This is a genomic window from Vogesella oryzagri (assembly GCF_040148885.1).
Lineage (GTDB): Bacteria > Pseudomonadota > Gammaproteobacteria > Burkholderiales > Chromobacteriaceae > Vogesella > Vogesella oryzagri.
This window is the reverse complement of record NZ_JBEFLD010000001.1, coordinates 271,155-293,556: the sequence shown is the minus strand read 5'-3', so window position 1 is coordinate 293,556 and position 22,402 is coordinate 271,155. Positions and strand designations below refer to the sequence as shown.

Below are 22,402 nucleotides of genomic sequence, written 5' to 3'. Positions count from 1 at the left end.
GGCCGGCAATGTAGACATCAGGGAATCAGGAAGGCGGAAGCGCCCGCCGCGCTCGCGCTGGTTTCTCCGGCCAGCGCGATACGGCGTTGAGACAGGTAGTGGTAGTCGCGACGGCTGGCGTCCAGCAGCGAGAAATCCAGCGTGGTGCTGGCCAGCGCCTCGTCGCGCCCCAGCGCCAGCTGGATGTCGCCGCCCGGGGTCACCACCATGCTCTCGCCGGCAAAATCCAGCCCGCCGCCACTGCCGCAGCGGTTCACCATCACCGCAAACAGCTGGTTTTCCAGCGCCCGCGCCGTCATCAGCGTGCGGTGCACCGGGCCGTACGGGTCCATATTGCCGTTGGTCACCAGCAGCAGCTCGGCGCCCTGGCTGGCCAGCGCGCGGGCGGTTTCCGGAAACTCGATATCGAAGCAGATCAGGATGCCAACCTTGCGCCCGCGCCAGGTCGCCACCGGCAGCTGCCCGCCCGGGGTGAACACGCCGACGTCCGACGCCCACAGATGGGTCTTGCGGTAGGCCAGCAGCACGCCTTCCGGTGCCAGTAGCACGGTGGTGTTGTAGAAGCGGCCGTCCAGCCGCTCGGCCAGGCCGATCACCACCGCCACGTTGGCCGCACGCACCGCCTGCTGCACGGCGGCAAGCGTCGGGCCGTCCAGCGGCTCGGCGACGGCAGCGATTTCGTCCGCGGTGGGAAAGCCCATCAGCGTGGTTTCCGGGAACACGATCAGGTCGGTGCCAGCCGGGGCGCTGGCGATCAGCGCCAGTACCCGCGCCAGGTTGGGCGCGGTGCAGCCGTCCGCCAGCGGAATCTGTGCCAACTGTATTTGCAAGGTCGTCTCCTTCTTAGGCTTGCTGGCCGCGGCAGCGCTGCGGCCAACTTGTTTGTTGGGTCTGGCTTGCCGTACCCTGCCAGACTGGCCGCCGGGCACGGCGACAGTGGGGCCAGTATAAGAAGCCGCTGCGCGCGGCAAAATCACACGCGGGGGTTACCCTCGAAGGGGGAGCAGGATGCTGAATCTGGATGATCTGGCCTGGCACCGGGGCATGGGCACGGTGCTGGAGGCGCTGGACCGCGAGGATTTCTGGCTGCGGCTGACGCGCCTGCTGGCGGATTACGTACATTTCAACAGCTGGGTGGCGCTGTGTTTCCGCGCCGATGGCCCGCCGCAGGTGCTGGCGGAAATTCCGCAGGACGACGGCCAGCCGGACACGCTGTTTGCCGAATATCTCGGCGGCCTGTACCAGCTGGACCCGTTCTACATCGCCGCCATCGAGCAGCGCAAGGAAGGCCTGCTGCGCCTGGACGAGGTGGCGGCGGAGCGCTTTCGCAGCACCGAGTACTACCACCGCTATTTCCGTCTCAACATCGTGGAAGACGAGGTGCAGATCAACTGCCTGCTGGAAGACGGCCGCACGCTGTGCCTGTCGCTGGGCGCCACGCAGCGGTTCTCGCCCGCCGCCATGGCGCTGCTGGCGGTGCTCAGCCAGTGGCTGATTCCGCTGCTGAAGCAGCGCTGGCGGCTGGAGTGCCAGCTCAAGGTGCAGCCGCGGCAGGCACCGCTGCCCGGCAGCCCGGCCAGCCACTTTCACTTTCCCGGCGCCAACCTCACCGCGCGCGAGCTGGAAATCAGCCAGCTGCTGCTCAGCGGCTATTCCTCCAAGGGCATTGCGCAGCGGCTGGGCATCGCCACCGACACGGTGAAAGCCCACCGCAAGCACTTGTACAGCAAGCTGGGCATCAACTCGCAGGGCGAGCTGTTTTCGCTGTTCCTGCGCGACAGCGCGCGGCAGCCCTGAGCCGGCGCCGTCATGCAAACGGCACAAACCGTAACAGAATCAATCATGTAGATTGCAACACATCACCTATAACAAGGGCAGGATGGCGCTGTTTTTCCCCATCGCGTCACGCATGCGGCCAACGTTGGCCGCAGTCAGGAGTACATCATGATCCTGCATAAATCCCTTGTTATCGGCACCGCGCTGGCCCTGCTTGCCGCCGGCTGCTCCAGCACCGGTGGCGGCTATATGTCTACCACCAAGCCCGCCGCCAACAGCAGCGCCGGCAATATCGCCAGCCAGAAACAGGAAATCGACGCCGGCTACGATGCCGCCCTCGCCCGCCTGTACCACAACGCCCGTGGCTCGCAGGAGCTGGTCAGCAAGGCCAAGGGCGTGCTGATCTTCCCGTCGGTGCTGGCCGCCGGCTTCGTGGTGGGCGGTGAATACGGCAAAGGCGCGCTGCGCATTGCCGGCACCCCCGCCGGCTACTACCAGACGATCAGCGGCTCGTTCGGCTGGCAGCTGGGCGCCCAGTCCAAAGCCATCATTTTCCTGTTCATGACCCAGGATGCGCTGAACCGCTTCCGCAACGGTAATGGCTGGACCGCCGGGGTGGATGCCTCTGTGGCACTGCTGAAAATGGGCGCCAACGGTGACATCGACCTCAACACCGCGCAGCAGCCGGTGATCGGCTTCGTGATGACCAACGCCGGGCTGATGGCCAACCTGACGCTGGAAGGCACCCGCATCACCAAGCTGGATATGTAAGCCCCCATAGCGCCAGCGGCGGCCGCAGCGCGGCCCCGCTGGCTGACAAGCGCCCCTCCCCCTCCGCCGCCGGCCACACCGGCCCGCAACCCAATCCGGTTCCAGCCCCTACCTTGCGCGGCCAGCAGGTCGCAGACCAAGCGCCTCTGCGGCGCTCAACCCGGCAGATGCCCCAGCAGCGCCGCCTGTTCCGGCGCGGCGAACCACTGCAGCAGGAACGCCACCAGCACCCGCTGCTTGGCCGGTTGCGGCAACCGCTGCGGGTAGACCAGGTACAGGTTCTGCCCACCGCTGCGATAACCCGGCAGCAGCCGCTGCAAGCGCCCGGCCGCCACATCGCCGCCCACCAGATAGGCCGGCAGCCGCGCAATGCCCGCCGACTGCAAGGCCAGGTTGCGGATCAGGTTGTAATCGTTCACCGCGATCGGTGCGCGCACGTCAACGGTCTGCAGCTCGCCGTCGCGCTGGAACACCCAGTGGCGGCCGTGCACAAAATGGCTGTTGCACAGGCAGTCGTGGCCGGCCAACTCGGCCGGCTGCTGCGGCGTACCGCGCGCTGCCAGATAGGCAGGCGCCACCACCAGCCAGTCCGCTACCTCGGCCAGCGGCCGCGCCACCAGCCGCTCCGGCGGCGGGATATTGGCGCGGATGGCCAGATCGAAGCCGTCCGCCTCCAGGTCGCGGGTGTGCGACGACAGCTCCAGCTCGATCTGCAGCGCTGGGTATTTCGCCCGCAACGCCAGCATCGCCTGCGCCATGAAGACGCCGCCAAAGCTGGTGGGCACCGTCAGCCGCAGGCTGCCGGCAATGTCCTCGCGCAGCTCCGCCAGCGCCTGCCGCGCCGCCTGTACCCGCTGCAGCCAGTCGCGGCAGTGCGACAGGTAAAGCTCGCCGGCCTCGGTCAGCAGCAGGCGGCGGGTGGTGCGATACAGCAGCTGGGCGCCCAGCGCCGCCTCCAGCTGGCGCAGCTGCTTGCTGAGCAGCGATTTGGACACCTGCAGGCTGTCAGCAGCCGCGGTAAAGCTGCCCTGCTCCACCACCGCCACGAAGGCCATCGCCCACTGCAGTTGCTGTGCCTCTCCGGCCAGATCGATTGTTTTCATCAGGTTGACAGTTTATTCACCACAAGCCTGATTATCGCCAACAAAAGCCCAGCTAGCATTAGTCACGTGAACAAACCGAACCCAAGGAGTGAGTGATGCGTATCCTGATCATCGGTGCCAACGGCACCATCGGCCGCGCGGTCAGCGCCGAACTGCAAGCCCGCCACGAAATCATTACCGCCGGCCGCAACAGCGGCGAGCTGCGGGTGAACATGGCGGATCTGGCCAGCGTGCAGGCGATGTACGCCGCCGCCGGCAAGCTGGATGCGGTGGTGAGCACCGCCGGCAACGTGCATTTTGGCGCGCTGGCCGAGTTCACCCCCGAGCAGTATCAGATCGGCCTGCAGGACAAGCTGCTGGGCCAGGTCAACCTGGTGCTGGCCGGCCAGCATCTGCTCAACGACGGCGGCAGTTTCACCCTCACCAGCGGTATCCTCAGCGAGGAGCCCATCGTGTACGGCAGCGGCGCCAGCATGGCCAATGCCGCGCTGGAAGGCTTCGTACGCAGCGCCGCCATCGAGCTGCCGCGCGGACTGCGCATCAATGTGGTCAGCCCGACGGTGCTGACCGAATCGCTACCCAGCTACGGCCCGTACTTCCGCGGCTTTGAATCGGCCCCGGCGGCACGGGTGGCGCTGGCCTACAGCAAGAGCGTGGAAGGTGCCAACAGCGGCAAGGTGTACAAGGTGCAGTAAGCCGCGCCACCCCGGGCCGCTTGCTGCCGTGCAGCGCCCGGCCCGGCCGTCTGCCCGCCATCCGGCAGCAGACGGCCGCGGATGGCACTACCATCAAGACATGGCTGCCGAGTACCTGCTCGCCATTTCAGCCAAGGAGTTGCCATGTCCCGCCACAGCCTTAGCAACCTGCCCCGCCAGCACGACGACGATGACGATGACGACGAAGCCGTGCCGCGTTTTCGCCGCTACGAAGCCCAGGGCACGGTACGACAGATTTCGTTTTACCTGTCCGGTGAGATCGGCGACCCGATTCACTACACCGAGCTGCTGTACACCCTGCGCAGCGCCAACAACACCGATGTGATCTTCCTGCACCTGAACACCCCGGGCGGCAATTTCGATACCGGGCTGCAGATCATCAACAACATCGCCGCCAGCCCGGCGCACGTGATCACCATTCTGGAGGCGCGCGCCTACTCGATGGGAGCGCTGCTGTTCCTGGCCGGCGACGAGTTGATCCTGCACGACACCTGCCAGCTGATGTTTCACAACTATTCGTCGGCATCCATCGGCAAGGGCAACGAGCAGCAGGCGCAGGTGCTGGCCAGCAGCAAGTGGTTCGACAAGGTGATGCGCCACGTGTGCAAGCCCTTCCTGGCGGACGAGGAGCTGGAGCGCATCTTCAAGGGCGAGGATATCTGGATGGACAGCGACGAGATTCGCCGCCGCCTGCACCGCATCCAGAAGGGCGAGCCCAGCACCACGCCGCGCAAGAGCAAGACCAAGGTGGAGCCGGGGCTGGAGAAGAAAACCCGCAAGTAACGGCGGCCAAGGTTGGCCGCAACGCTAGCCCGGCAGCCCCAGCCGCTGCCGCAGCACGGCGGGCAATGGCACCGCATCGCGCTGGATGCTGGCCAGCAGCAGCTGGTGGTCGCGCAGCTCGCCCAGTTGCTGTTGATCGCCGCGGGCACGCTCGGCCCGCCGCCGCCAGCGCTTGCCCAGCAAGTCCTCACAGACGTCGACCTGATAGCGCAGCCGCTTGGCCTGCAGCCGCAGCGCATGCACGCGCCCGGTGCTGTCCGGCTGCTGCCGCCACTGGCGGCGGGCACGCCGGTAACGTTGGCGGCTGTCGCGCAGCGCCTGCCGCACCCGCCGCTGCAAGCGGCCGGGCCTGGCGTGCAGCAGTGGCAGACAGACGTGTTCGATCGCCGCCAGCAGCGTGTCCAGTTCGCCTTGCTGCTGCGCCAGCTGCAATTTGCCGGCGCCGATGGCAAACGCCTCGTGCCGGCGCCAGGCGGCAAAACGCGCGCTATCCGCCTCTGCCGCCAGCCGTTGCAGCTGCTGCAGGCGCACCTCGCGATCGCGCCAGTCATTGCTGGTCCGGGTGAAGGCGGCCAACTGCCGCGCCAAGGCGCGCAGCGGCCGGCCGTGCGGCAACGCCTGCAGCACGCGCAGCAGGCTGCGCAGCTGGCGCAGGGCAATGCGCAGCGCATGCAGTGCCTCCTGCGCGGCGCTATCGGCCAGCTGCGGCAGGGTATTGCGAATGTGCGCCAGCAGCAGGCGCAGGCGCTGCCGCAGCACGCGACGAGGCGAAACAGGCTTCATGACGGCTCCAGAACGGCGCGCCACGGGCAGTGGCGGCGTTTACTTGTATAGCAGCAGCTGTGCCTGCGCGTCACACTCTTCCAGCTGATCCAGCATCTGCTTGAAATCCGCGCTGGCCAGCTCGTCGCGACCAACCCAGTTCACCTTGCGCTGCAGCTCGTAACGCAGGCCGATGCCGCCGACCACCGTTACCGGGGCGATGGCGTAATCCAGCCAGCGCGACTGCACCCGGCAGCTGGGCGCGGCCAGCAGCGGCCTGACGCCATGCAGGCGGGTCACCCCGCTGTAGCCGCCGGCCTCCAGAAAGTAATCGCTGACGCCATCCTGCGAGTAGTAGTTGCGCAGCACCTCCACCCGGTCGCTGAGCAGGCGCAGATCGGCCAGCCGGTACGGCCCCAGCGGGCGGGTGACGTTGCTGACGGTGGCCTGCGCCGTCACGGTGTACGGGCTGCTGATGAGCCGCTGCGTGCCGCCGCGCTCCACGCTCAGCGTGCGCAGGTTCATGTCGCGGAACAGGAAGTAATCGCGCACCAGCGCGGAATCGGCATCCGAGCGATTGCTGCTCAGTTCGTCCTCGAACAGCTCGCGCACCTGCTGGCCGTGCAGCACATTGCTGCCGCGCATGCGCCAGCGCGTGTCCGCCAGCAAGGTGAAGTCCTGCACCTGTTCTTCGAAGCGGGCCGCCGGCAGGTTGGCCGCAATCTGCTCCGGGCTGACCTCGCCTTCCGGGGTAAACACGAAGGCCACCCGGTCCTGCAGACCGTTGGGGACGCTGCCCAGCGCATTGATCTTGCGGGTCGGGTCCAGCCAGTAACTGTCGGCCCCGACTTTCAGCCGCACGATGGCGTGATTGAAATACCCCAGCGTTGCCAGCAGCGGCGGGCGGTTGTCCCAGTCGCTGCGTACAAAGGCCACGCTGGCATTCTGCCCGGCGGCCCGCAGCATGGCCGCCAGTGTCAGCGCCATGTCCTTGCAGTCGCCAAAACCACGCTGTTCGATCTGCGCCAGCGTAAACGGCACCGAGCCGTTTTCCGACATGCGCCAGTCGCCCATGTAGCGGATGCGGTCGTTGACGTCTTCCAGCAGTTGCGCCACCTGCTGCTGCCAGGGTTGGCCGTAAGCGGCCTTGACCGCACGCTGCGCCAGCGGCGGCAGCGGTGCGGCCAACAGGCGGCTGATGGCCTGCGCCACCGGCCGCTCCGCCACGCGCGCATCGGCCACGGTGCTGATGTCCAGCTGGGCCTGACGGCGCAACTTGAGGCGGCGGCTGCCTTCGGTGGTCGCCAGGTACAGCGGCGCGCGCAGCTGTACCTGCAGCTGGTGGCTATCGCTGCTGGCCGTCACCGCGACCTGCTGCTGCGGGTCATCCAACTTCCAGAACAGGGGTTGCGCCGAACTGACGCGGTACTGCAGCCGGTCGTAGCGCATGTCGTCGCTGCCGAGCACCAGCCGTTTGGCCAGCATGGCAAACGGTTTGACCACCGGCGAGACGCGACGGTAGTGCAGCACCAGCTTGCTGCCCACCCTGACTTCCGGAAAAGCCAGTTTCAGGAACTGGTAGCCATCGAAGCCGTTCTCGCCCGGCGCGGTGCCCTGCTGCCGGTCACGTGCCGTCACCGCGATGCGCTGGCCATCCGGCTGCAGCGTGTAGGCGGTGGTCACCTCCAGCCGGTCTTCCGCTTCCGACCACAACGTCTGAGTACCGTTATCGTCGCGCCCGGCCTCGCGTAGTACGGTAATGCGCTGTTCAATCTGGCAATCGCTACCGCTGTTGATGTCCCAGCGGCAGGATTCGCTGCGTTCCAGCGCGGCCGGCGCCTCGTCCGGCGCGCGCATGGCCGCCACGGATGGCAGGCTGGCGCCAGCCAGCAGGCAGGTGGCAAGCAGGTATTTCATCGCCCAAGTATCCTCACAATAAACCGGCGGATGGCACCGGCCAGTCGGCAATATATACCAATACCATATCAATGGTTGCGCAACTTCGCCCCCGCACGGCACGCGGCACGCCGGTCAGCCGGCAAGAAAAAACCGCAGCTCAGGGCTGCGGTTCCGGGGGTCAGCTACGACGGCTGCGGCGGGCGCGGGTGGCCGGTGGTCTTGGCTCCTGCGCGGGTGCCGCGTCGGCCACTGGCGGCGGTGTCGCCGGAGCGGCCTTGGCCGGACTGCGGCGTCGACTGGCCGGTTTTTCTGCCGGCGTCTCCGCGGCCGGAGCCTCGGCTGTTGCCGCCCGCTTGGCCGGGCTCCGCCGTGCCGGCTTGGGCGCCGCCACTTCCGCCGGCGGGGTTTCCGGCGCAGCGTCGCGCTTGGGCACCGCTTTGACGGCCGGTTTGGCAGCAACGTTGGCCGCAGGCGCTACCGGTTTCGACACAGCCTTGGCGGCGGGTTTCGATGCGGTGTTGGCTGCCGGCTGGCGGCGCTGATTGGCCGCCTTGTCGCCGGCTTTATGCTCCGGCTTGCGATCACGGCCATGGCGACGCACCGGTGCGGCGGTATCGCCACCTTGACCGGCGGCATCGCGCCCCACCCCGATCAGGGCAAAGTCCACCTGGGCGCTGTCCAGATCGGCACGCATCACCTTGATGGTGACAACATCGCCCAGCTGGTATTTCAGGCCGCTCTTCTCGCCGATGATGGCCTGCTGCTCCTTATGGAAATGGAAGTAATCCTTGCCCAGCTCGGAGATGTGCACCATGCCTTCCACGTACAGGCCATCCAGCAACACGAAGATGCCAAAGCCGGCCACCGCGCTGATCTTGCCGGTGAACACTTCGCCCACCTTGTCACGCATGTAGTAGGTCTTGAGCCAGGACTGCACGTCGCGGCTGGCATCGTCGGCGCGGCGCTCGGCCATCGAGCAGTGCATGCCCAGCTGCTCCCACTTGCCCGGCTTGTATTTCTTGTCGCTCAGAATCGCCTTGATGGTGCGATGCACCAGCAGGTCCGGGTAACGGCGGATCGGCGAGGTGAAGTGGGTATAGGCCTCGTAGGACAGGCCGAAGTGACCCAGATTGCCCGGCTGATACACTGCCTGCTGCATGGAGCGCAGCAGCATGGTCTGGATCATCGGCGCATCCGGCCGCTCGCGCACGGCATCGGCCAGCGCGGCGTAGTCCTTGGTGGTCGGCTTGTCGCCGCCGCCCAGCTGCAGACCTTTCAGGCGCAGGAAGGATTGCAGCTGCTCCAGCTTCTCCGGCGTCGGGCCTTCGTGCACGCGGAACAGGCCCTTGTGCTCGTGCTTGAGGATGAACTCGGCAGCACAAACGTTGGCCGCCAGCATGCATTCCTCGATCAGGCGGTGCGCCTCGTTGCGTACCACCGGCACGATCTGGCTGATCTTGCCGTTGTCGTCGAACAGCATCTGTGTTTCGGTGGTGTCGAAATCCACCGCGCCGCGCTTCTTGCGCTGCTCCAGCAGCTGCTGGAACAAGGCGTACAGCGTTTCCAGCTGCGGCTTGAGCTTGTGCTCGCCGTTTTCGGACAGCAGCTGCCACACCTGGGTATAGGTAAAGCGGAACTGCGAACGCATTACCGCCGGGTAGAACTGGTATTTCTTCACCTTGCCGCGTGCGGAAATCTGCATATCGCACACCATGCACAGGCGATCAACGTCTGGATTCAGCGAGCAGATACCGTTGGACAGCTCTTCCGGCAGCATCGGGATCACCCGGCGCGGGAAATACACCGAGGTACTGCGCTCGCGTGCATCGATATCCAGCGCGTCGCCGGGGCGTACATAGTGGCTGACGTCGGCGATGGCCACGATCAGGCGATAGCCCTTGCCGCTTTTCTCGGCATACACCGCGTCGTCAAAGTCGCGTGCGGTTTCGCCGTCGATGGTAACCAGCGGCAGCTCACGCAGATCGACGCGGTCCTTGATGTCGCGCTTGCCCACCTTCTGGCTGGTGCCCTTGGCCTGCGCCAGCGCATCGTCGGAGAACACGTGCGGCAGATCGTGCTTGCGCAGCGCGATCTCGATTTCCATGCCCGGATCGGCGTAATCGCCCAGCACTTCGCTGACCTTGACGATGGCCTGGCGGTGCTCGTCCGGGTAATCGACGATGTCCACCATTACTACCTGGCCATCGCTGGCGCCATCTTCACCGCCGGCTTCCACCAGCATTTCATGATTGATACGGCGATCTTCCGGCACCACGAACCACACGCCGCGCTCGCGATAGATGCGCGCGATCAGGCGGCTGGTGCCGCGTTCGATGATTTCGGCAATGCGGCCTTCCTGACGGCCGCGGCGATCGACACCGGCCACGCGCACCATCACCCGGTCGCCGTGCATCACTTTGCGCATCTCGCGCTCGGGCAGGAAGATATCGTCGCCGTCGGCGGCTTCGCGCATGGCAAAACCGAAGCCATCACGGTGACCGCTGACGCGACAAGGAATCAGATCCAGCTTCTGGGCGACGCAGATATCGCCCTTGCGATTGATGAGAATCTGCCCGGCACGTTCCATCGCGCGCAAGCGGCGCTCGAACAGGTCGAGCTCATTGTCGTAAATAGGGAAAACTGCGGCCAACTCTTCGGCATGCATCGGCACGCCATTTTTTTCGAGGACTTCGAGAACAAATTCGCGACTAGGTAAGGGATTGTCGTACTTGGCTTTTTCGCGCGCAAGATAAGGATCCTGCAGGCGCAAAGGGGTATTTTTACTGTTTCTTCGCTTGGTAGCCATTGACACACTCAAAAAGTTCTTTATAATGCGTGCTTCTTCGATGTGCTGCAGCGAAAAAGCAACGCATCGATGATACAGCAAAGCAAAGCCCAGGTGGCGGAATTGGTAGACGCACTAGGTTCAGGTCCTAGCGGTGGCAACACTGTGGAAGTTCGAGTCTTCTCCTGGGCACCACTACTTTGCTAGCTGTAACAATCCGGAAGGCCCAGGTGGCGGAATTGGTAGACGCACTAGGTTCAGGTCCTAGCGGTGGCAACACTGTGGAAGTTCGAGTCTTCTCCTGGGCACCAGCGGCAAGCTGATGCCCTCCGGATAAAAAATTTGCGATGTGCCCAGGTGGCGGAATTGGTAGACGCACTAGGTTCAGGTCCTAGCGGTGGCAACACTGTGGAAGTTCGAGTCTTCTCCTGGGCACCAACAAGTTTCTTGTTGTTGGTGTTCACACATCAGCAACACACAATCAGGTTTTAGCCCAGGTGGCGGAATTGGTAGACGCACTAGGTTCAGGTCCTAGCGGTGGCAACACTGTGGAAGTTCGAGTCTTCTCCTGGGCACCAGCATAAAGAGCTGCAGACAATGTCTGCAGCTCTTTTGCATTTCCGCCGCAACAAGCAAAAACCCCGCCGTAGCGGGGTTCTGTCGTTGACAGTCAGCTGATGCCGGGCAGGCTGCGCGGCAGCCTCGGGTTAAGATGCCCCCCTACCGGCTGCACCACCTCTCCGTTATTCAGCATCCGCTCCTCGTCCACACTCAACCAGCGCTTCGCCAGCAGACTGCCAGTCACCACCGCCTTGTCGACATCCTTGCACGACAGGCACACCGGTTTGCCCTTGCGCTCGCGAATCGCCTGATCCACCCGCGCACCATGCAGCACCCGGCCTTTTTCCTGCTGCCAGGACAGCAAGGTGTTGGCCAGATAGCGGTAGGACGGATCCTTCATGCCATAAACATCACGATAGGCGGTCAACCACAACTCGCCGGCCTCGTCTTCGTTCAGCACCAGCGGCTGATAGGCGATGGTCACCAAGGCACCAACATTCACCCAGTCCGCCAGCGCCAGGGCGTTTTCATTGCGCAGCCGCACGCAACCGTGGCTACGCACGCCAGGCACGCTTCCCGGCTGGTTGGTGCCATGAAAGCCCAGCCCCAGCCGCGGCTCGCCGAAGCGAATGAACACCTTGCCCAGCGGATTATCCGGCCCCGGCGGAATTTCAGTCTTCACCGGCTTACCCTGTTTGGCCATTTCAGCCTGAATAGACTTGGGGATATGCCAGGTCGGGTCGCGATAAATACCGGTAACGCTGTAGTTACCGGTAGGCGTCTGGGTAATCTGCTTGCCGACGGCAATCGGATAGGTCTTGAGCAGTAGGCCATCCTGGTACAAATGCACCCGGGTCTGCGGCAGATTCACCACCAGATGCTGCCCCTGCGCAGCAATGGCAACATCCGGCTCTGGCTCGGCAGCCAGCGCCGTTAAGGAGTAGCTCGTCAACAGGCTGCAGATCAGCCCCAGACGCAGCATGGACGGGATAGGTGATACGGTTTGCATAGCCGTGATGGTACCAGATGGTCCCTCGTTTGTTGCATTGCGATAGATAGCGGCCATTGCCGTGCGTTTTACTGTGGTTTCTGCGACAATTATCGCCTTTGCCCTAGCATTTTGACTTACAAAACAATGACTCAACAGCAGCTTGCCCATATCGAATCACTGGACCACGAAGGCCGAGGTGTTGCCCACATAGACGGCAAGACCATCTTCATCGAAGGCGCCCTGCCCTACGAGACCGTGACCTACAGCAGCTTCCGCAAAAAGCCCAGCTACGAAAACGCAGTTGCCGTCGATATTATCAAGGAAAGCTACATGCGCGCCGAACCGGCCTGCCCGCACTTCGGTGTGTGTGGCGGCTGTTCGATGCAGCATGTCGAATTCAGCGCCCAGGTCGCCATCAAGCAGCGCGTACTGGAAGACAACCTGACGCGGCTTGGCAAGGTAAAGCCGCAAGTGGTGATGACCCCGATCGCGGGCCCGACCTGGGGCTACCGCCATCGCGCACGCCTGTCCGCCCGGCTGGTTGAGAAAAAAGGCGGCGTGCTGGTGGGCTTCCACGAAAAGCGCTCCAGCTTCATTGCCGACATGCGCGAATGCCGCGTGCTACCCAAGCATATTTCCGACCTGATCGTGCCGCTGCGCGAGATGATCATCAAGCTGTCGATCAACAACCGCATGCCGCAGGTGGAAGTCGCGGTCGGTGCCGAGGTGGATATCCTGGTGTTCCGCAATATGGATGCCATTACCGATGCAGACTTCGGGATTCTGCAGAAGTTCTCCGACCAGCACTCACAACCCAAGCGTCCGCTGCAAATCTGGCTGCAACCCAAGGGGCCGGAGACCTGCTATCCGCTCTATCCGCTGGATGCGCCCAAGCTGACCTATCGCCTGCGCGATTTCAGCGTGGAAATGCCGTACTACCCCACCGAATTCACCCAGGTAAACCCGGAAATCAACAATGTGATGGTCAGCCGCGCGCTGCGCCTGCTGGAACCCAAGGCCGGCGAGCGCATCGCCGACATGTTCTGCGGCATCGGCAACTTCACCCTGCCTATCGCCCGTAGCGGCGCCGATGTGCACGGCATGGAAGGCAGCGAGGCGCTGGTGAAGCGCGCGGTGGAAAACGCCACCCACAACCAGCTGCAGCACAAGGTGAGCTACGAGATGGCCAACCTGTTCGAAGTGACCGAGGAATCGTTCGCCGCCTTGGGCAAGTTCGACAAGATGCTGATCGACCCGCCGCGCGACGGCGCCATCCAGCTGGTAAAAGCCATCACCGAGGAAACCGCGCCGCAACGCATCGTGTACGTATCCTGCAACCCGTCCACCCTGGCGCGCGACGCCGGCGTGCTGGTGCACACCAAGGGCTACACGCTGAAATCTGCCGGCATCGTTAACATGTTCCCGCACACCGCGCACGTCGAGTCCGTCGCCTGGTTCGAAAAAACCGGGCCGTGCAAGACCCACGCCGAGCTAGAAGCCATGGAAGCCGAGGAAGAAGCGCAGCGCGCCGCCGCCCGCGAGGTAGCCATTGCCGCCCGTCTAGAGCGTGAGGCCACGCTGGCTGAGCAGCAGGCCGCGGAAAAAGCCGAAAGGTTGGCCGCAAAAGCCGCTCGCACTGCCGAGTTCCACGCCCGCACCCAGGCCAACGCCGAGAAGCGCGCCGCTTACGAGGCACGGCAGGCAGAGGATGGTGGCGCAGCGCAATAAGCCCGCCCACCACCACCCAAAACAGCCAGCATCTGCTGGCTGTTTCTTTTTGCCCCCTCCCTCGTCGCCCAGCACCCCCGCCTTGCCCCCTGACCCCGCCTTGCCGACAATACGTTGGAATAGCCATGGCCAGCGGGCTTGCCGTCATGCGGCCAACCGGGAGGTGATATGAACATCAGTAAGCAGCATCTGCAGCAGGCGGCCGCGCACGGGCTGCTGAGCAGGGAGCAGGCCGAGGCGCTGTGGGCGTTTCTGCAGCAGCAGGACGAGGCGACACCGCTCTTCCAGCTCACCCACATCCTGTACTACCTGGGCGGCATGATCGCCATCGGCGCGATGACGCTGTTCATGAACCTGGGCTGGGAGCGCTTTGGCGGTGGCGGACTGCTGCTGATTTCGCTGCTGTACGCCGTGGCCGCGCTGGGCTGCAGCCGCTGGCTACTGCAGCAACAGCTGCCGATACCGGCCGGCATTCTGGCCACGCTGGCGGTGTGCATGACGCCACTAGCGGTGTACGGGCTGCAGAGCATGCTGGGCCAGTGGCCGGTCAACACCCATTATCAGGACTACCACCGCTATATCGACTGGCGCTGGCTGCAGATGGAGCTGGTCACCTTGGCCGCCGGCAGTATTGTGCTGCAGCGGCTGCGGCTACCATTTCTGGTGCTGCCTATCGCCGTGACGCTGTGGTACCTGAGCATGGATCTGGCGCCAATGCTGTTCGACCCGGAATATGTCGGCCACTACTGGCGGCAGTGGGTGTCGCTGTGGTTCGGTCTGGCCATGCTGCTGCTGGCGTTCTGGGTGGACCTGCGCAGCCGCAGCGGCAAGGACTACGCGTTCTGGCTGTACCTGTTCGGCACACTGGCGTTCTGGGGCGGGCTAAGCCTGATGAACAGCGACAGCGAGCTGAACAAGTTCATCTATCTGTGTATCAACCTGCTGATGATCCTGGCCAGCGCAGTGCTGGCGCGGCGGGTGCTGGCGGTATGCGGCGCGCTGGGCTGCGCCGGCTATCTGGGACACCTGGCCTACCAGGTGTTCCGCGACAGCCTGCTGTTCCCCTTCGTGCTGACGCTGATCGGGCTGGGGGTGATCTGGCTGGGCATTCAATGGCAGCGCCACGAGCACAGCATTACAGGCAAGCTGCGCGCCAGCCTGCCCGCAGAATTGCAGGCGCTGCTGGCCCGGCGCCACTGACAACCACCGCTACCCACGCCTTGCCCGACAGAACAGCCGCGTGCCTGGCCATGCGGCCCCGCGGCTACGGCGCCTCCACCAGTTGCGTCAGCAACTGCAACGATTGCTGCCAACCGATATAGCAGCCTTCCAGCGGAATCGCGGCGGGAATACCCTCCTGCACAATGCTGACCTCGGTGCCGCAGGACACCGCGTTGAAAGTGATGGTGGTGCGCATCTCGCCCAGCAGATTAGGGTCGTCGAAGCGGTCGGTGTGACAGATGCGCTGGCCGGGCACCAGCTCCAGGTATTCACCGCCAAAACTATGGCTCAGGCCGCTGCCGAGATGGGTAAACGACATGCGGTAGCTGCCGCCGGTGCGGGCGTCGATGCTGTGCACGCGGCCGGTGTAGCCGTGCGGCGGCAGCCACTTGGCCAGTGCGTCGGCGTCGAGAAAGGCGCGGTATAGTTTGTCGGGGGTGGCGCAGATCACGCGGTGCAGGTGTACGGTGTGAGTGCTCATGCTGGCTCCAGTGGCGGGGACTACCCCCGCAGTGTAGGACAGCCCCTGCGGTTTGCCGTGCTATGTCATTGCGGCCAACTCCGCCACCCGCTGCAGGCCACGCTGGTAGGCATCGCTCCACGGGTAGCAGCAGGACAGCCGCAGGCAGTTGCGGTAGCGCCCGCGCGGCGAGTACAACGCGCCCGGCACCAGCAGCATCTTTTCGGCGTAGGCGGCGCGCGACAGCGCCAGCGAGTCGGCATCGCCCGGCAGCTCCACCCACAGCACGCAGCCACCGGTAGGCGAGGTGGCGCGGGTGCCGGGCGGAAAATAGTTGGCCACCACGTCCTGCAGCCGCGACATCTGCGACTGGTAATGGCGACGCAGGAAGCGCAGGTGCTGGTCGTAGGCGCCGTCCTGCAGGTAGCTGGCCAGGGTTTCTTCCAGCAGCCGCGGCTGCGACAGCGAGGAAGCGAACTTGAGCCGCGTCAGCTCGCGACGATAGCGCCCCGGCGCGATCCAGCCGGTGCGAAAGCCCGGCGCCAGCGTCTTGTTGAAGCTGCCGCACAGCAGCACGTAGCCGTCGCGGTCGAAGGCCTTTACCGCATCCGGCGTCAGCTGGCCGTAGAACAGGTCGGCGTGCGGACAATCCTCGATCAGCGGCACCTTGTGCTCGTTCACCAGTGCGGCCAACCTTTTCTTGTTCTCCAGCGGCATGGTGGCGCCCAGCGGGTTGTGTACCGTGGGCATGGCCACTATGGCATTGAGCCGCCCCTCGCTCAGCAGCAGCTCCAGCGCATCCAGCGACAACCCGGTAGTGGGGTGAGTCGGAATCTCGATCACCTTCAGCCCCAGGCTTTTCAGCAGCGGCAGCAGCAGGAAATAGGTGGGCGATTCCAGGCCGATGGTGTCGCCGTGCTTGCACACCGTGCGCAGTGCCAGCTGCAGCGCCTCGGTACAGCCATTGGTGGTGACGATGTCGTCTGCCGTCAGCGCCACACCCCAGGCCAGTGCGCGGCGCGCCACCTGCTCGCGCAAAGCGAGCGAACCCGGCGGGTAGCTGTAGTCGGTGGCCAGCTCCGGCTGCTCGCGGGTGAGCTTGCCGAGGATGCTTTTCAGCCGGTTGGTGGGGTAGAAATCGCTGCCGCGCGGCGAGGCCATCGACAGGTCGAGATAGCCCGGTTGCTGCTGCGCGGCCAACACCAGCTCAATGTTGTCCAGCACCTCGTCGCCGGTGGCCACGGTGCCGCTCTGGCGGCGCATGTGCGGCAGCGGCAGCCGCGTCTGCGCCCGCACGTAGAAGCCGGACTGCGGCCGCGCCTCCACCAGGCCGCGTTCTTCCAGCAGCCGGTAGGCGGACAGGATGGTGGCCGGGCTCACCTGGTACTGCTCGCAGGCCTTGCGCACCGATGGCATCTTCTGCCCCGGCTGCAGCACGCCGCGCTGCATCATGGTGGTCCATTCGCCCACCAGCCGCATGTAGAGGGATTCTTGCGCCATATTGCACCTGCACAGTTTGGGGCTTTGCCGACCATAACAGTTCTACCAACAGCAAACTGTTATGGTTTCAAATTGAAATTTCTGAATCTGTTATTGTAGCGCGGCAATGCCTATCATCACAGCCATCGAAAACAGCTTTGTGATGCAGCGCCATGAATACCGCAGCACTGGTGATCTACCTGGCCGTAATGGCCATCACCCCCGGCCCCAACAACCTGATCCTGGCCGCCTCCGGCCTGAATCACGGCTTCCGCCGCACCGTGCCGTCACTGTTCGGCATCGCCACCGGCATTGCGCTGCAGGCGGCCATCATCATCGTGTTCATGGGCCAGCTGGCCGGGCTGCTGGGCAGCGTCAAGCCGCTGCTGACCGTGGCCGGCTGCAGCTACCTGCTGTACCTGGCATGGCAGATCCAGCGCAGCAGCGTGCTGGACGACGAGGACGGCGCCAGCAAGCCGATGTCGTTCATGGGAGGCATCTGGTTCCAGTGGCTCAACCCCAAGACCTGGATGATCAGCCTGAACATGGGCATGGTGTTCCTGCCGCAGAGCATGCCGGCCAGCCAGGCGGCAGTGCTGTTCTTCGTGGTGGTGTTCGCCACCATGATGCCGTGCATCAGCGTGTGGGCCGGTGCCGGCGTGGCGCTGCAGCGCCTGCTGCATACCCCGCGCCGCATGCGCCTGTTCAATACCGCTATGGCGCTGACCCTGGCCGCCACCGCAGTGTGGCTGCTGCTGGCCAATCTGCCGGCCAGCCCTGCCCTGCCGGCCGGCCTCAACGCCTGATCCCACCGTACCCACAGTTGGCCGCATTGCCGCAAGGCATGCGGCCAACTTGCTTTGCAGCATGGTTTGCCCACGCTTTGGCCGGCAACGTACAATAGCCCCCTTTACCGATCTTCAGTTCAGGCGTAGACCATGATCCGCACCCGTTTTGCCCCCAGCCCCACCGGTTTCCTGCACATCGGTGGCGTGCGCACCGCGCTGTTTTCCTGGGCCTTTGCCCGCAAGCATGCCGGCACCTTCGTGCTGCGCATCGAAGACACCGACCTGGAGCGCTCCACCCCGGAATCGGTGAAGGCAATCCTGGACGGCATGCACTGGGTAGGCCTGGACTACGACGAAGGCCCGTTCTACCAGACCCAGCGCTTCGATCGTTACAAGGATGTGATCCAGCAGCTGCTGGCCAGCGGCCACGCCTACCACTGCTACATGAGCAAGGAAGAGCTGGACGCGCTGCGCGCACAGCAGGAAGCCAACGGCGAGAAGCCGCGCTACAACCGCCTGTGGCGCCCGGAAGCCGGCAAGACCCTGCCGGCGATTCCGGCCGGCGTGCAGCCGGTGGTGCGCTTCAAGAACCCGATCGGCGGCTCGGTGGTGTGGGAAGACGCGGTGAAAGGCCGCATCGAGATCAGCAACGACGAGCTGGACGACCTGATCATCGCCCGCCCGGACGGCAGCCCCACCTACAACTTCTGCGTGGTGGTGGACGACTGGGACATGAACATCACCCACGTGATCCGCGGTGACGACCACGTGAATAACACCCCGCGCCAGATCAACATCCTCAAGGCACTGGACGCGCCGCTGCCGGTATACGCGCACCTGCCGATGATCCTCAACGAGAACGGCAACAAGATGTCCAAGCGCCGCGACGCGGTGAGCGTGGTGGACTACGCTGCCAAGGGCATCCTGCCGGAAGCGCTGCTGAACTATCTGGCACGCCTGGGCTGGGGCCACGGCGACGAGGAATTCTTCAACATGGAACAGTTCGTGGAATGGTTCAGCCTGGAGGCGGTAAGCCCGTCCGCCAGCCGCTTCAACCACGAAAAATTCATGTGGCTGAACGCGCAGCACATCAAGGCTGCCGACAACCAGCGCCTGGCCGGGCTGATTGCCGACCGCCTGGCTGCGGCCAACGTTGATACTTCCAGCGGCCCTGCCCTGGCCGATGTGGTGGCACTGGTGAAAGAGCGCATCCAGGACCTGAACGCGCTGGCGCAGGAAGTGGACTACTTCTACGCCAAGCGCGAGCCGCAGGCTGCCGACGTGGAAAAACACCTGTCCGGCGACAGCCGCGAACGCATGCTGCGTTTTGCCGACCAGCTGGCCGCATTGGAAGCCTGGAGCGCCGAGAGCATCCACGAGCTGTTCAAGCCATTCTGCGCCGAGGAAGGCATCAAGATGGGCCAGCTGGGCATGCCGCTGCGCGTGCTGGTATGCGGCACCACCCAGACCCCGTCGGTGGATGCGGTACTGGCGCTGATTGGCAAGGATGAGGTCGTGCGCCGCCTGCGTGCCTGACAAGGTTGGCCGCACCACAAAACCCCGGCAACATGCCGGGGTTTTTGTTTGCCGATAGGGCGGCCGCCGCTGTCAATGGTCCGGGGCAGCAGTGCCGGCTGCGGCCACATCCGAGGCAACCATCATGCCCCACCAGGCCAATGACAGTAGCTGCGCGCCATCGGCGCCACGTTGCTGCGGCTACTAGGCCACAAGCGCGGCGAATGCCCCCCCCCCCGGCGACATGCATCCAGCCGTGCCCGCCCGGCAGCAATGCAAAAAGCCAAATCACCGTGACGGTTGATTTGGCTTTTTAAATTCTGGTCGGGGTGAGAGGATTCGAACCTCCGGCCTCTACGTCCCGAACGTAGCGCTCTACCAGGCTAAGCTACACCCCGAAATTAAGTTTTGTTGCAAGACACAGCTCTGGTCGGGGTGAGAGGATTCGAACCTCCGGCCTCTACGTCCCGAACGTAGCGCTCTACCAGGCTAAGCTACACCCCGCATTAGGCTGCACTTGCAATATGAATGAAATGGTCGGGGTGAGAGGATTCGAACCTCCGGCCTCTACGTCCCGAACGTAGCGCTCTACCAGGCTAAGCTACACCCCGCCGTGAATTCATTCATCGTGAAAGACAGTTAGATCGCTGCGTTTTTGCGCTACAATCTGTCGATCACTGAGGCGAAAGATTATCTATCAATTATGTGGTTTAAGCAACTCTCTTTTTTCCGTCTGGATGAAAACTTTGCCATCGACGGTGACAAGCTGGCCGATGCGCTGGCCACCCGCCCTTTCCAGCACTGTAGCGGCCTGGACTGGTTCAGCGAGGGCTGGGTAACCCCCGCCGGACACCTGGATAGCCCGCTGTACCAGCAGCGCAATTACCGCCTGCTCAGCCTGCGTCGCGAGGACAAGGTACTGCCTGCCGGCGTCATCCGCGACCATCTGGACAGCAAGATCAGCCAGATCGAAGCCGAGGAGCTGCGCAAGGTTGGCCGCAAGGAGAAACTGGCGCTCAAGGAGCAGATCACCGACGACTTGCTGCCGCGCGCCTTCACCCGCTCCAGCCGCACCACCGCCTATCTCGATAGCCAGCGCGGCTGGCTGATGGTCGATAGCGGCACCGCCAGCAAGGCCGAAAATCTGGTGTCGCAACTGCGCGAGGCGCTGCCGCCGTTCCCGGCCGCACTGCCGCGTACCGCGCTGTCGCCACACGCGGCGATGACCGACTGGCTGGCCAGCGGCGAAGCCCCCGGCGGCTTCGAACTGGACGCCGAATGCGAGCTGAAAGATGGCAGCGAAAACGGTGCCGTGGTGCGCTGCACCCGCATCGACCTGACCGCGGACGAGATCCGCCAGCACATTGCCACTGGCAAGCAAGCCACCCGCCTGGGCCTGATCTGGCGCGAGCGCATCCGCTTCGTGCTGACCGACCAGCTGCAATTGAAGCGCCTGCAGTTCCTCGATGTGCTGCAAGAAGAAGCCAGCCAGGCCGGCGACGATATGGCCAGCCTGTTCGAAGCCACCTTCCTGCTGATGGCGGAAGAGCTGGGCGAGCTGGTGGACGAGCTGGTCATGGCGCTAGGCGGGCTGGATGACAGCCAGCGTGCGGCCAACCCTGCCCCGGTGCTTGCCGCCGGCAACAGCGACGCCGCTAGTAGCAACAGCGACGACGTGCCCTGGGATTAACCGCAGCTCCCGCCGGTAAGACAGAAGCGCCAGCTGCAGGTTCGTACCCTGCGCTTGGCGCTTTATTGTTTCCACCACCGCGCGCGATAGCGGACGTGCGCGGTCGCTGCCGGAGCCACCCTCCCCCCACTCGGGCGCGCAGGCCACCACTGAACGGCCGTTGCCGCACAAAAAAAATCGCCCGTTCCGGCGGGAACGGGCGGTCTCTGATGATGGTGAGACAGAAGCAACGGGACAGACTCTCAAGCGGGGATCTGCATGCAGACTCCGCAATACACATTCAGCAAACCCCGTGCCAGCCGCAAGCAGCCTGGCAGCGCCGGAGGCGCACGCATAATGGCACTGACATCGGCCAGTCACGCCCAGAAGCAGTGCGTCATGCCCCGTATTGAGACTTGCCTCTCGGCGAACTGTCTGGCGACTACCGTTGTGATAAAAATCGTGTACGCTTGAGTGTGTTTAAAGTCTACTGCCATCCCTCCGATGAATATCAAGGCCAGTAAAACAAGCACTGCCGCGCCGCCGGAACCGCCACCGTTGCCGCCGCTGGAGAACGAAACCTACCTGGCCAGCCAGGCCGTTACCCATGGCGACCAATTGCTGGCGCTCAACAGCAACGGCAATATCATCTACGTATTCGCGCGGCGCAGCCTGGCCAAGACCCAGCTATCCGACTTTTACCGCATCCAGTTCCAGGCTTATGCCATGGTGCAGGGCACGCAGTGGAAAACCATGCAGGGCGAAGCCAGCGACTGGATGAATACCCGCAACTGCCTGCAGGTGAGCGTGGATCACGCGCGGCGCATGGTGCAGTTCGGCCCGCGCTCCGGCTTCTTGCTAAGCCCGGAGATTGCCAATCTGGGGCTGACCAGCTACGCCTACGCCCAGATTATCCAGTGGCTGAAGAACCACTTTGCCGATTACAGCGTGCCGCCCACTACCCTGCCCAGCCCGGAGGCAGACGGCGAAGAAGCGCGCATCAAACGCAATTCCCGCCTGGCGGCACAGGGTTTTGACTTTGAATGGCTGGACAGCGAGCAACGCTCCGGCCGCTATTTCAAGGAGCGCGTTGGGCAGCTGATCAGCAGCTGGGAAACCGACAAGATCACCGAGGTGCCGCTCAGCCTGCTGCTGGACAGCGTGGCGCGGCTGGATGGCGAGAAACTGGAACTACAAAAACAGCTGAATGCAGTCAAGCAGCAGGAGCGTTCACTGGAGGTATCGCTGGCCAAGGAACGGCATACCAACCTGATACTGACCGGTGTGACCTGCTTTGTACTGGTATTCACCCTGCTGGGCATCTTCGGCCTGTACTAAGCCGCCGCCACTCGCCATCGGGGCCAAACGCTGCGCGTTTGGCCCCGATGTTTTGGC

General features: G+C 64.1%; 18 protein-coding genes and 7 tRNA genes. 14 read left to right on the top strand and 11 right to left on the bottom strand.

The genetic code is table 11. The features are described from left to right. Nucleotides 1-17: 17 nt before the first annotated feature. Nucleotides 18-830 (bottom strand): carbon-nitrogen hydrolase family protein, encoded by an 813-nt coding sequence (locus ABNW52_RS01470; RefSeq protein WP_349583016.1) that lies wholly within the window; start codon nucleotides 828-830, stop codon nucleotides 18-20. Nucleotides 831-1,008: 178 nt separating this feature from the next. Here ABNW52_RS01470 and ABNW52_RS01465 point away from each other — a divergent pair, with 178 nt between their 5' ends. Beyond that, the gene (locus tag ABNW52_RS01465) at nucleotides 1,009-1,797 is read left to right on the top strand and encodes a helix-turn-helix transcriptional regulator (RefSeq protein WP_349583013.1); all 789 of its coding nucleotides are present in this window, start codon (nucleotides 1,009-1,011) and stop codon (nucleotides 1,795-1,797) included. A gap of 147 nt (nucleotides 1,798-1,944) precedes the next feature. Next, nucleotides 1,945-2,547, top strand: coding sequence for a BPSL1445 family SYLF domain-containing lipoprotein (locus ABNW52_RS01460; protein ID WP_349583010.1), 603 nt, complete (start codon nucleotides 1,945-1,947; stop codon nucleotides 2,545-2,547). A gap of 155 nt (nucleotides 2,548-2,702) precedes the next feature. On the opposite strand, the gene ABNW52_RS01455 is transcribed toward ABNW52_RS01460, so the two are convergent. Beyond that, nucleotides 2,703-3,650 (bottom strand): LysR family transcriptional regulator, encoded by a 948-nt coding sequence (locus ABNW52_RS01455; protein ID WP_349583007.1) that lies wholly within the window; start codon nucleotides 3,648-3,650, stop codon nucleotides 2,703-2,705. Between the two features lie 95 nt (nucleotides 3,651-3,745). Between ABNW52_RS01455 and ABNW52_RS01450 the strand changes: the two genes are divergently transcribed. Both ABNW52_RS01450 and ABNW52_RS01445 read left to right on the top strand, forming a co-directional pair. Beyond that, a complete protein-coding gene (locus ABNW52_RS01450) occupies nucleotides 3,746-4,345 on the top strand; it encodes a short chain dehydrogenase (protein ID WP_349583004.1) in 600 nt (199 codons plus the stop codon). Nucleotides 4,346-4,489: 144 nt separating this feature from the next. Beyond that, a complete protein-coding gene (locus tag ABNW52_RS01445) occupies nucleotides 4,490-5,149 on the top strand; it encodes a Clp protease ClpP (RefSeq protein WP_349583001.1) in 660 nt (219 codons plus the stop codon). Nucleotides 5,150-5,173: 24 nt separating this feature from the next. On the opposite strand, the gene ABNW52_RS01440 is transcribed toward ABNW52_RS01445, so the two are convergent. From ABNW52_RS01440 to rnr, 3 genes are all read right to left on the bottom strand, one after another. Beyond that, nucleotides 5,174-5,932, bottom strand: coding sequence for a CHAD domain-containing protein (locus tag ABNW52_RS01440; RefSeq protein ID WP_349582998.1), 759 nt, complete (start codon nucleotides 5,930-5,932; stop codon nucleotides 5,174-5,176). Nucleotides 5,933-5,971: 39 nt separating this feature from the next. After that, nucleotides 5,972-7,828, bottom strand: a complete 1,857-nt coding sequence (locus ABNW52_RS01435) for a DUF3857 domain-containing protein (protein WP_349582995.1) — start codon at nucleotides 7,826-7,828, stop codon at nucleotides 5,972-5,974. A gap of 160 nt (nucleotides 7,829-7,988) precedes the next feature. Next, nucleotides 7,989-10,616, bottom strand: coding sequence for a ribonuclease R (gene rnr / locus ABNW52_RS01430; protein WP_349582992.1), 2,628 nt, complete (start codon nucleotides 10,614-10,616; stop codon nucleotides 7,989-7,991). Between the two features lie 87 nt (nucleotides 10,617-10,703). On the opposite strand from rnr, the gene ABNW52_RS01425 reads away from it, so the two are divergent. The 4 genes from ABNW52_RS01425 (at nucleotide 10,704) to ABNW52_RS01410 (ending at nucleotide 11,173) form a co-directional block, all read left to right on the top strand. Then, nucleotides 10,704-10,790, top strand: a tRNA-Leu gene (locus ABNW52_RS01425). 29 nt (nucleotides 10,791-10,819) lie between these two features. After that, nucleotides 10,820-10,906 (top strand) — tRNA-Leu (locus ABNW52_RS01420). A 40-nt stretch (nucleotides 10,907-10,946) separates the two neighbouring features. Then, nucleotides 10,947-11,033 (top strand) — tRNA-Leu (locus ABNW52_RS01415). Between the two features lie 53 nt (nucleotides 11,034-11,086). Continuing rightward, nucleotides 11,087-11,173: transfer RNA gene (locus ABNW52_RS01410), tRNA-Leu, on the top strand. A gap of 92 nt (nucleotides 11,174-11,265) precedes the next feature. On the opposite strand, the gene ABNW52_RS01405 is transcribed toward ABNW52_RS01410, so the two are convergent. Continuing rightward, the gene (locus tag ABNW52_RS01405) at nucleotides 11,266-12,165 is read right to left on the bottom strand and encodes a L,D-transpeptidase (protein ID WP_349582989.1); all 900 of its coding nucleotides are present in this window, start codon (nucleotides 12,163-12,165) and stop codon (nucleotides 11,266-11,268) included. A 126-nt stretch (nucleotides 12,166-12,291) separates the two neighbouring features. Here ABNW52_RS01405 and rlmD point away from each other — a divergent pair, with 126 nt between their 5' ends. Next, nucleotides 12,292-13,875 carry a 23S rRNA (uracil(1939)-C(5))-methyltransferase RlmD gene (gene rlmD, locus ABNW52_RS01400; RefSeq protein ID WP_349582987.1) on the top strand — a complete coding sequence of 528 codons (1,584 nt, stop codon included), beginning with the start codon at nucleotides 12,292-12,294 and terminating at the stop codon, nucleotides 13,873-13,875. Between the two features lie 168 nt (nucleotides 13,876-14,043). Continuing rightward, nucleotides 14,044-15,075: a DUF2157 domain-containing protein gene (locus tag ABNW52_RS01395; RefSeq protein WP_349582984.1), complete on the top strand. Its 1,032-nt coding sequence runs from the start codon at nucleotides 14,044-14,046 to the stop codon at nucleotides 15,073-15,075. Nucleotides 15,076-15,139: 64 nt separating this feature from the next. Here ABNW52_RS01395 and ABNW52_RS01390 read toward each other — a convergent pair whose 3' ends face one another. Together ABNW52_RS01390 and ABNW52_RS01385 are read right to left on the bottom strand one after the other, a co-directional pair. Further along, nucleotides 15,140-15,577, bottom strand: coding sequence for an SRPBCC family protein (locus tag ABNW52_RS01390; RefSeq protein ID WP_349582981.1), 438 nt, complete (start codon nucleotides 15,575-15,577; stop codon nucleotides 15,140-15,142). A 60-nt stretch (nucleotides 15,578-15,637) separates the two neighbouring features. Next, nucleotides 15,638-17,056 carry an aminotransferase-like domain-containing protein gene (locus ABNW52_RS01385; protein WP_349582978.1) on the bottom strand — a complete coding sequence of 473 codons (1,419 nt, stop codon included), beginning with the start codon at nucleotides 17,054-17,056 and terminating at the stop codon, nucleotides 15,638-15,640. A 152-nt stretch (nucleotides 17,057-17,208) separates the two neighbouring features. Between ABNW52_RS01385 and ABNW52_RS01380 the strand changes: the two genes are divergently transcribed. After that, nucleotides 17,209-17,841, top strand: coding sequence for a LysE family translocator (locus ABNW52_RS01380; protein WP_349582975.1), 633 nt, complete (start codon nucleotides 17,209-17,211; stop codon nucleotides 17,839-17,841). 132 nt (nucleotides 17,842-17,973) lie between these two features. Then, nucleotides 17,974-19,359, top strand: coding sequence for a glutamate--tRNA ligase (gene gltX, locus ABNW52_RS01375; protein ID WP_349582972.1), 1,386 nt, complete (start codon nucleotides 17,974-17,976; stop codon nucleotides 19,357-19,359). 300 nt (nucleotides 19,360-19,659) lie between these two features. On the opposite strand, the gene ABNW52_RS01370 is transcribed toward gltX, so the two are convergent. From ABNW52_RS01370 to ABNW52_RS01360, 3 genes are all read right to left on the bottom strand, one after another. Then, nucleotides 19,660-19,736: transfer RNA gene (locus ABNW52_RS01370), tRNA-Pro, on the bottom strand. 29 nt (nucleotides 19,737-19,765) lie between these two features. Then, nucleotides 19,766-19,842 (bottom strand) — tRNA-Pro (locus tag ABNW52_RS01365). A 30-nt stretch (nucleotides 19,843-19,872) separates the two neighbouring features. Continuing rightward, nucleotides 19,873-19,949: transfer RNA gene (locus ABNW52_RS01360), tRNA-Pro, on the bottom strand. A gap of 92 nt (nucleotides 19,950-20,041) precedes the next feature. Here ABNW52_RS01360 and ABNW52_RS01355 point away from each other — a divergent pair. Together ABNW52_RS01355 and ABNW52_RS01350 are read left to right on the top strand one after the other, a co-directional pair. Continuing rightward, nucleotides 20,042-21,028, top strand: a complete 987-nt coding sequence (locus ABNW52_RS01355) for a recombination-associated protein RdgC (RefSeq protein WP_349582969.1) — start codon at nucleotides 20,042-20,044, stop codon at nucleotides 21,026-21,028. Between the two features lie 483 nt (nucleotides 21,029-21,511). Then, nucleotides 21,512-22,345, top strand: a complete 834-nt coding sequence (locus tag ABNW52_RS01350) for a hypothetical protein (protein WP_349582967.1) — start codon at nucleotides 21,512-21,514, stop codon at nucleotides 22,343-22,345. The last annotated feature ends 57 nt before the right edge of the window (nucleotides 22,346-22,402 follow it).

Excerpts from the sequence above, each read along its gene's own strand:
- ABNW52_RS01465 (WP_349583013.1), top strand. The coding sequence starts at position 1,009 with ATGCTGAATCTGGATGATCTGGCCTGGCACCGGGGCATGGGCACGGTG.
- ABNW52_RS01460 (WP_349583010.1), top strand. The coding sequence starts at position 1,945 with ATGATCCTGCATAAATCCCTTGTTATCGGCACCGCGCTGGCCCTGCTT.
- ABNW52_RS01455 (WP_349583007.1), bottom strand. The coding sequence starts at position 3,650 with ATGAAAACAATCGATCTGGCCGGAGAGGCACAGCAACTGCAGTGGGCG.
- ABNW52_RS01450 (WP_349583004.1), top strand. The coding sequence starts at position 3,746 with ATGCGTATCCTGATCATCGGTGCCAACGGCACCATCGGCCGCGCGGTC.
- ABNW52_RS01445 (WP_349583001.1), top strand. The coding sequence starts at position 4,490 with ATGTCCCGCCACAGCCTTAGCAACCTGCCCCGCCAGCACGACGACGAT.
- ABNW52_RS01440 (WP_349582998.1), bottom strand. The coding sequence starts at position 5,932 with ATGAAGCCTGTTTCGCCTCGTCGCGTGCTGCGGCAGCGCCTGCGCCTG.
- ABNW52_RS01435 (WP_349582995.1), bottom strand. The coding sequence starts at position 7,828 with ATGAAATACCTGCTTGCCACCTGCCTGCTGGCTGGCGCCAGCCTGCCA.
- rnr (WP_349582992.1), bottom strand. The coding sequence starts at position 10,616 with ATGGCTACCAAGCGAAGAAACAGTAAAAATACCCCTTTGCGCCTGCAG.
- ABNW52_RS01405 (WP_349582989.1), bottom strand. The coding sequence starts at position 12,165 with ATGCAAACCGTATCACCTATCCCGTCCATGCTGCGTCTGGGGCTGATC.
- rlmD (WP_349582987.1), top strand. The coding sequence starts at position 12,292 with ATGACTCAACAGCAGCTTGCCCATATCGAATCACTGGACCACGAAGGC.
- ABNW52_RS01395 (WP_349582984.1), top strand. The coding sequence starts at position 14,044 with ATGAACATCAGTAAGCAGCATCTGCAGCAGGCGGCCGCGCACGGGCTG.
- ABNW52_RS01390 (WP_349582981.1), bottom strand. The coding sequence starts at position 15,577 with ATGAGCACTCACACCGTACACCTGCACCGCGTGATCTGCGCCACCCCC.
- ABNW52_RS01385 (WP_349582978.1), bottom strand. The coding sequence starts at position 17,056 with ATGGCGCAAGAATCCCTCTACATGCGGCTGGTGGGCGAATGGACCACC.
- ABNW52_RS01380 (WP_349582975.1), top strand. The coding sequence starts at position 17,209 with ATGAATACCGCAGCACTGGTGATCTACCTGGCCGTAATGGCCATCACC.
- gltX (WP_349582972.1), top strand. The coding sequence starts at position 17,974 with ATGATCCGCACCCGTTTTGCCCCCAGCCCCACCGGTTTCCTGCACATC.
- ABNW52_RS01355 (WP_349582969.1), top strand. The coding sequence starts at position 20,042 with ATGTGGTTTAAGCAACTCTCTTTTTTCCGTCTGGATGAAAACTTTGCC.
- ABNW52_RS01350 (WP_349582967.1), top strand. The coding sequence starts at position 21,512 with ATGAATATCAAGGCCAGTAAAACAAGCACTGCCGCGCCGCCGGAACCG.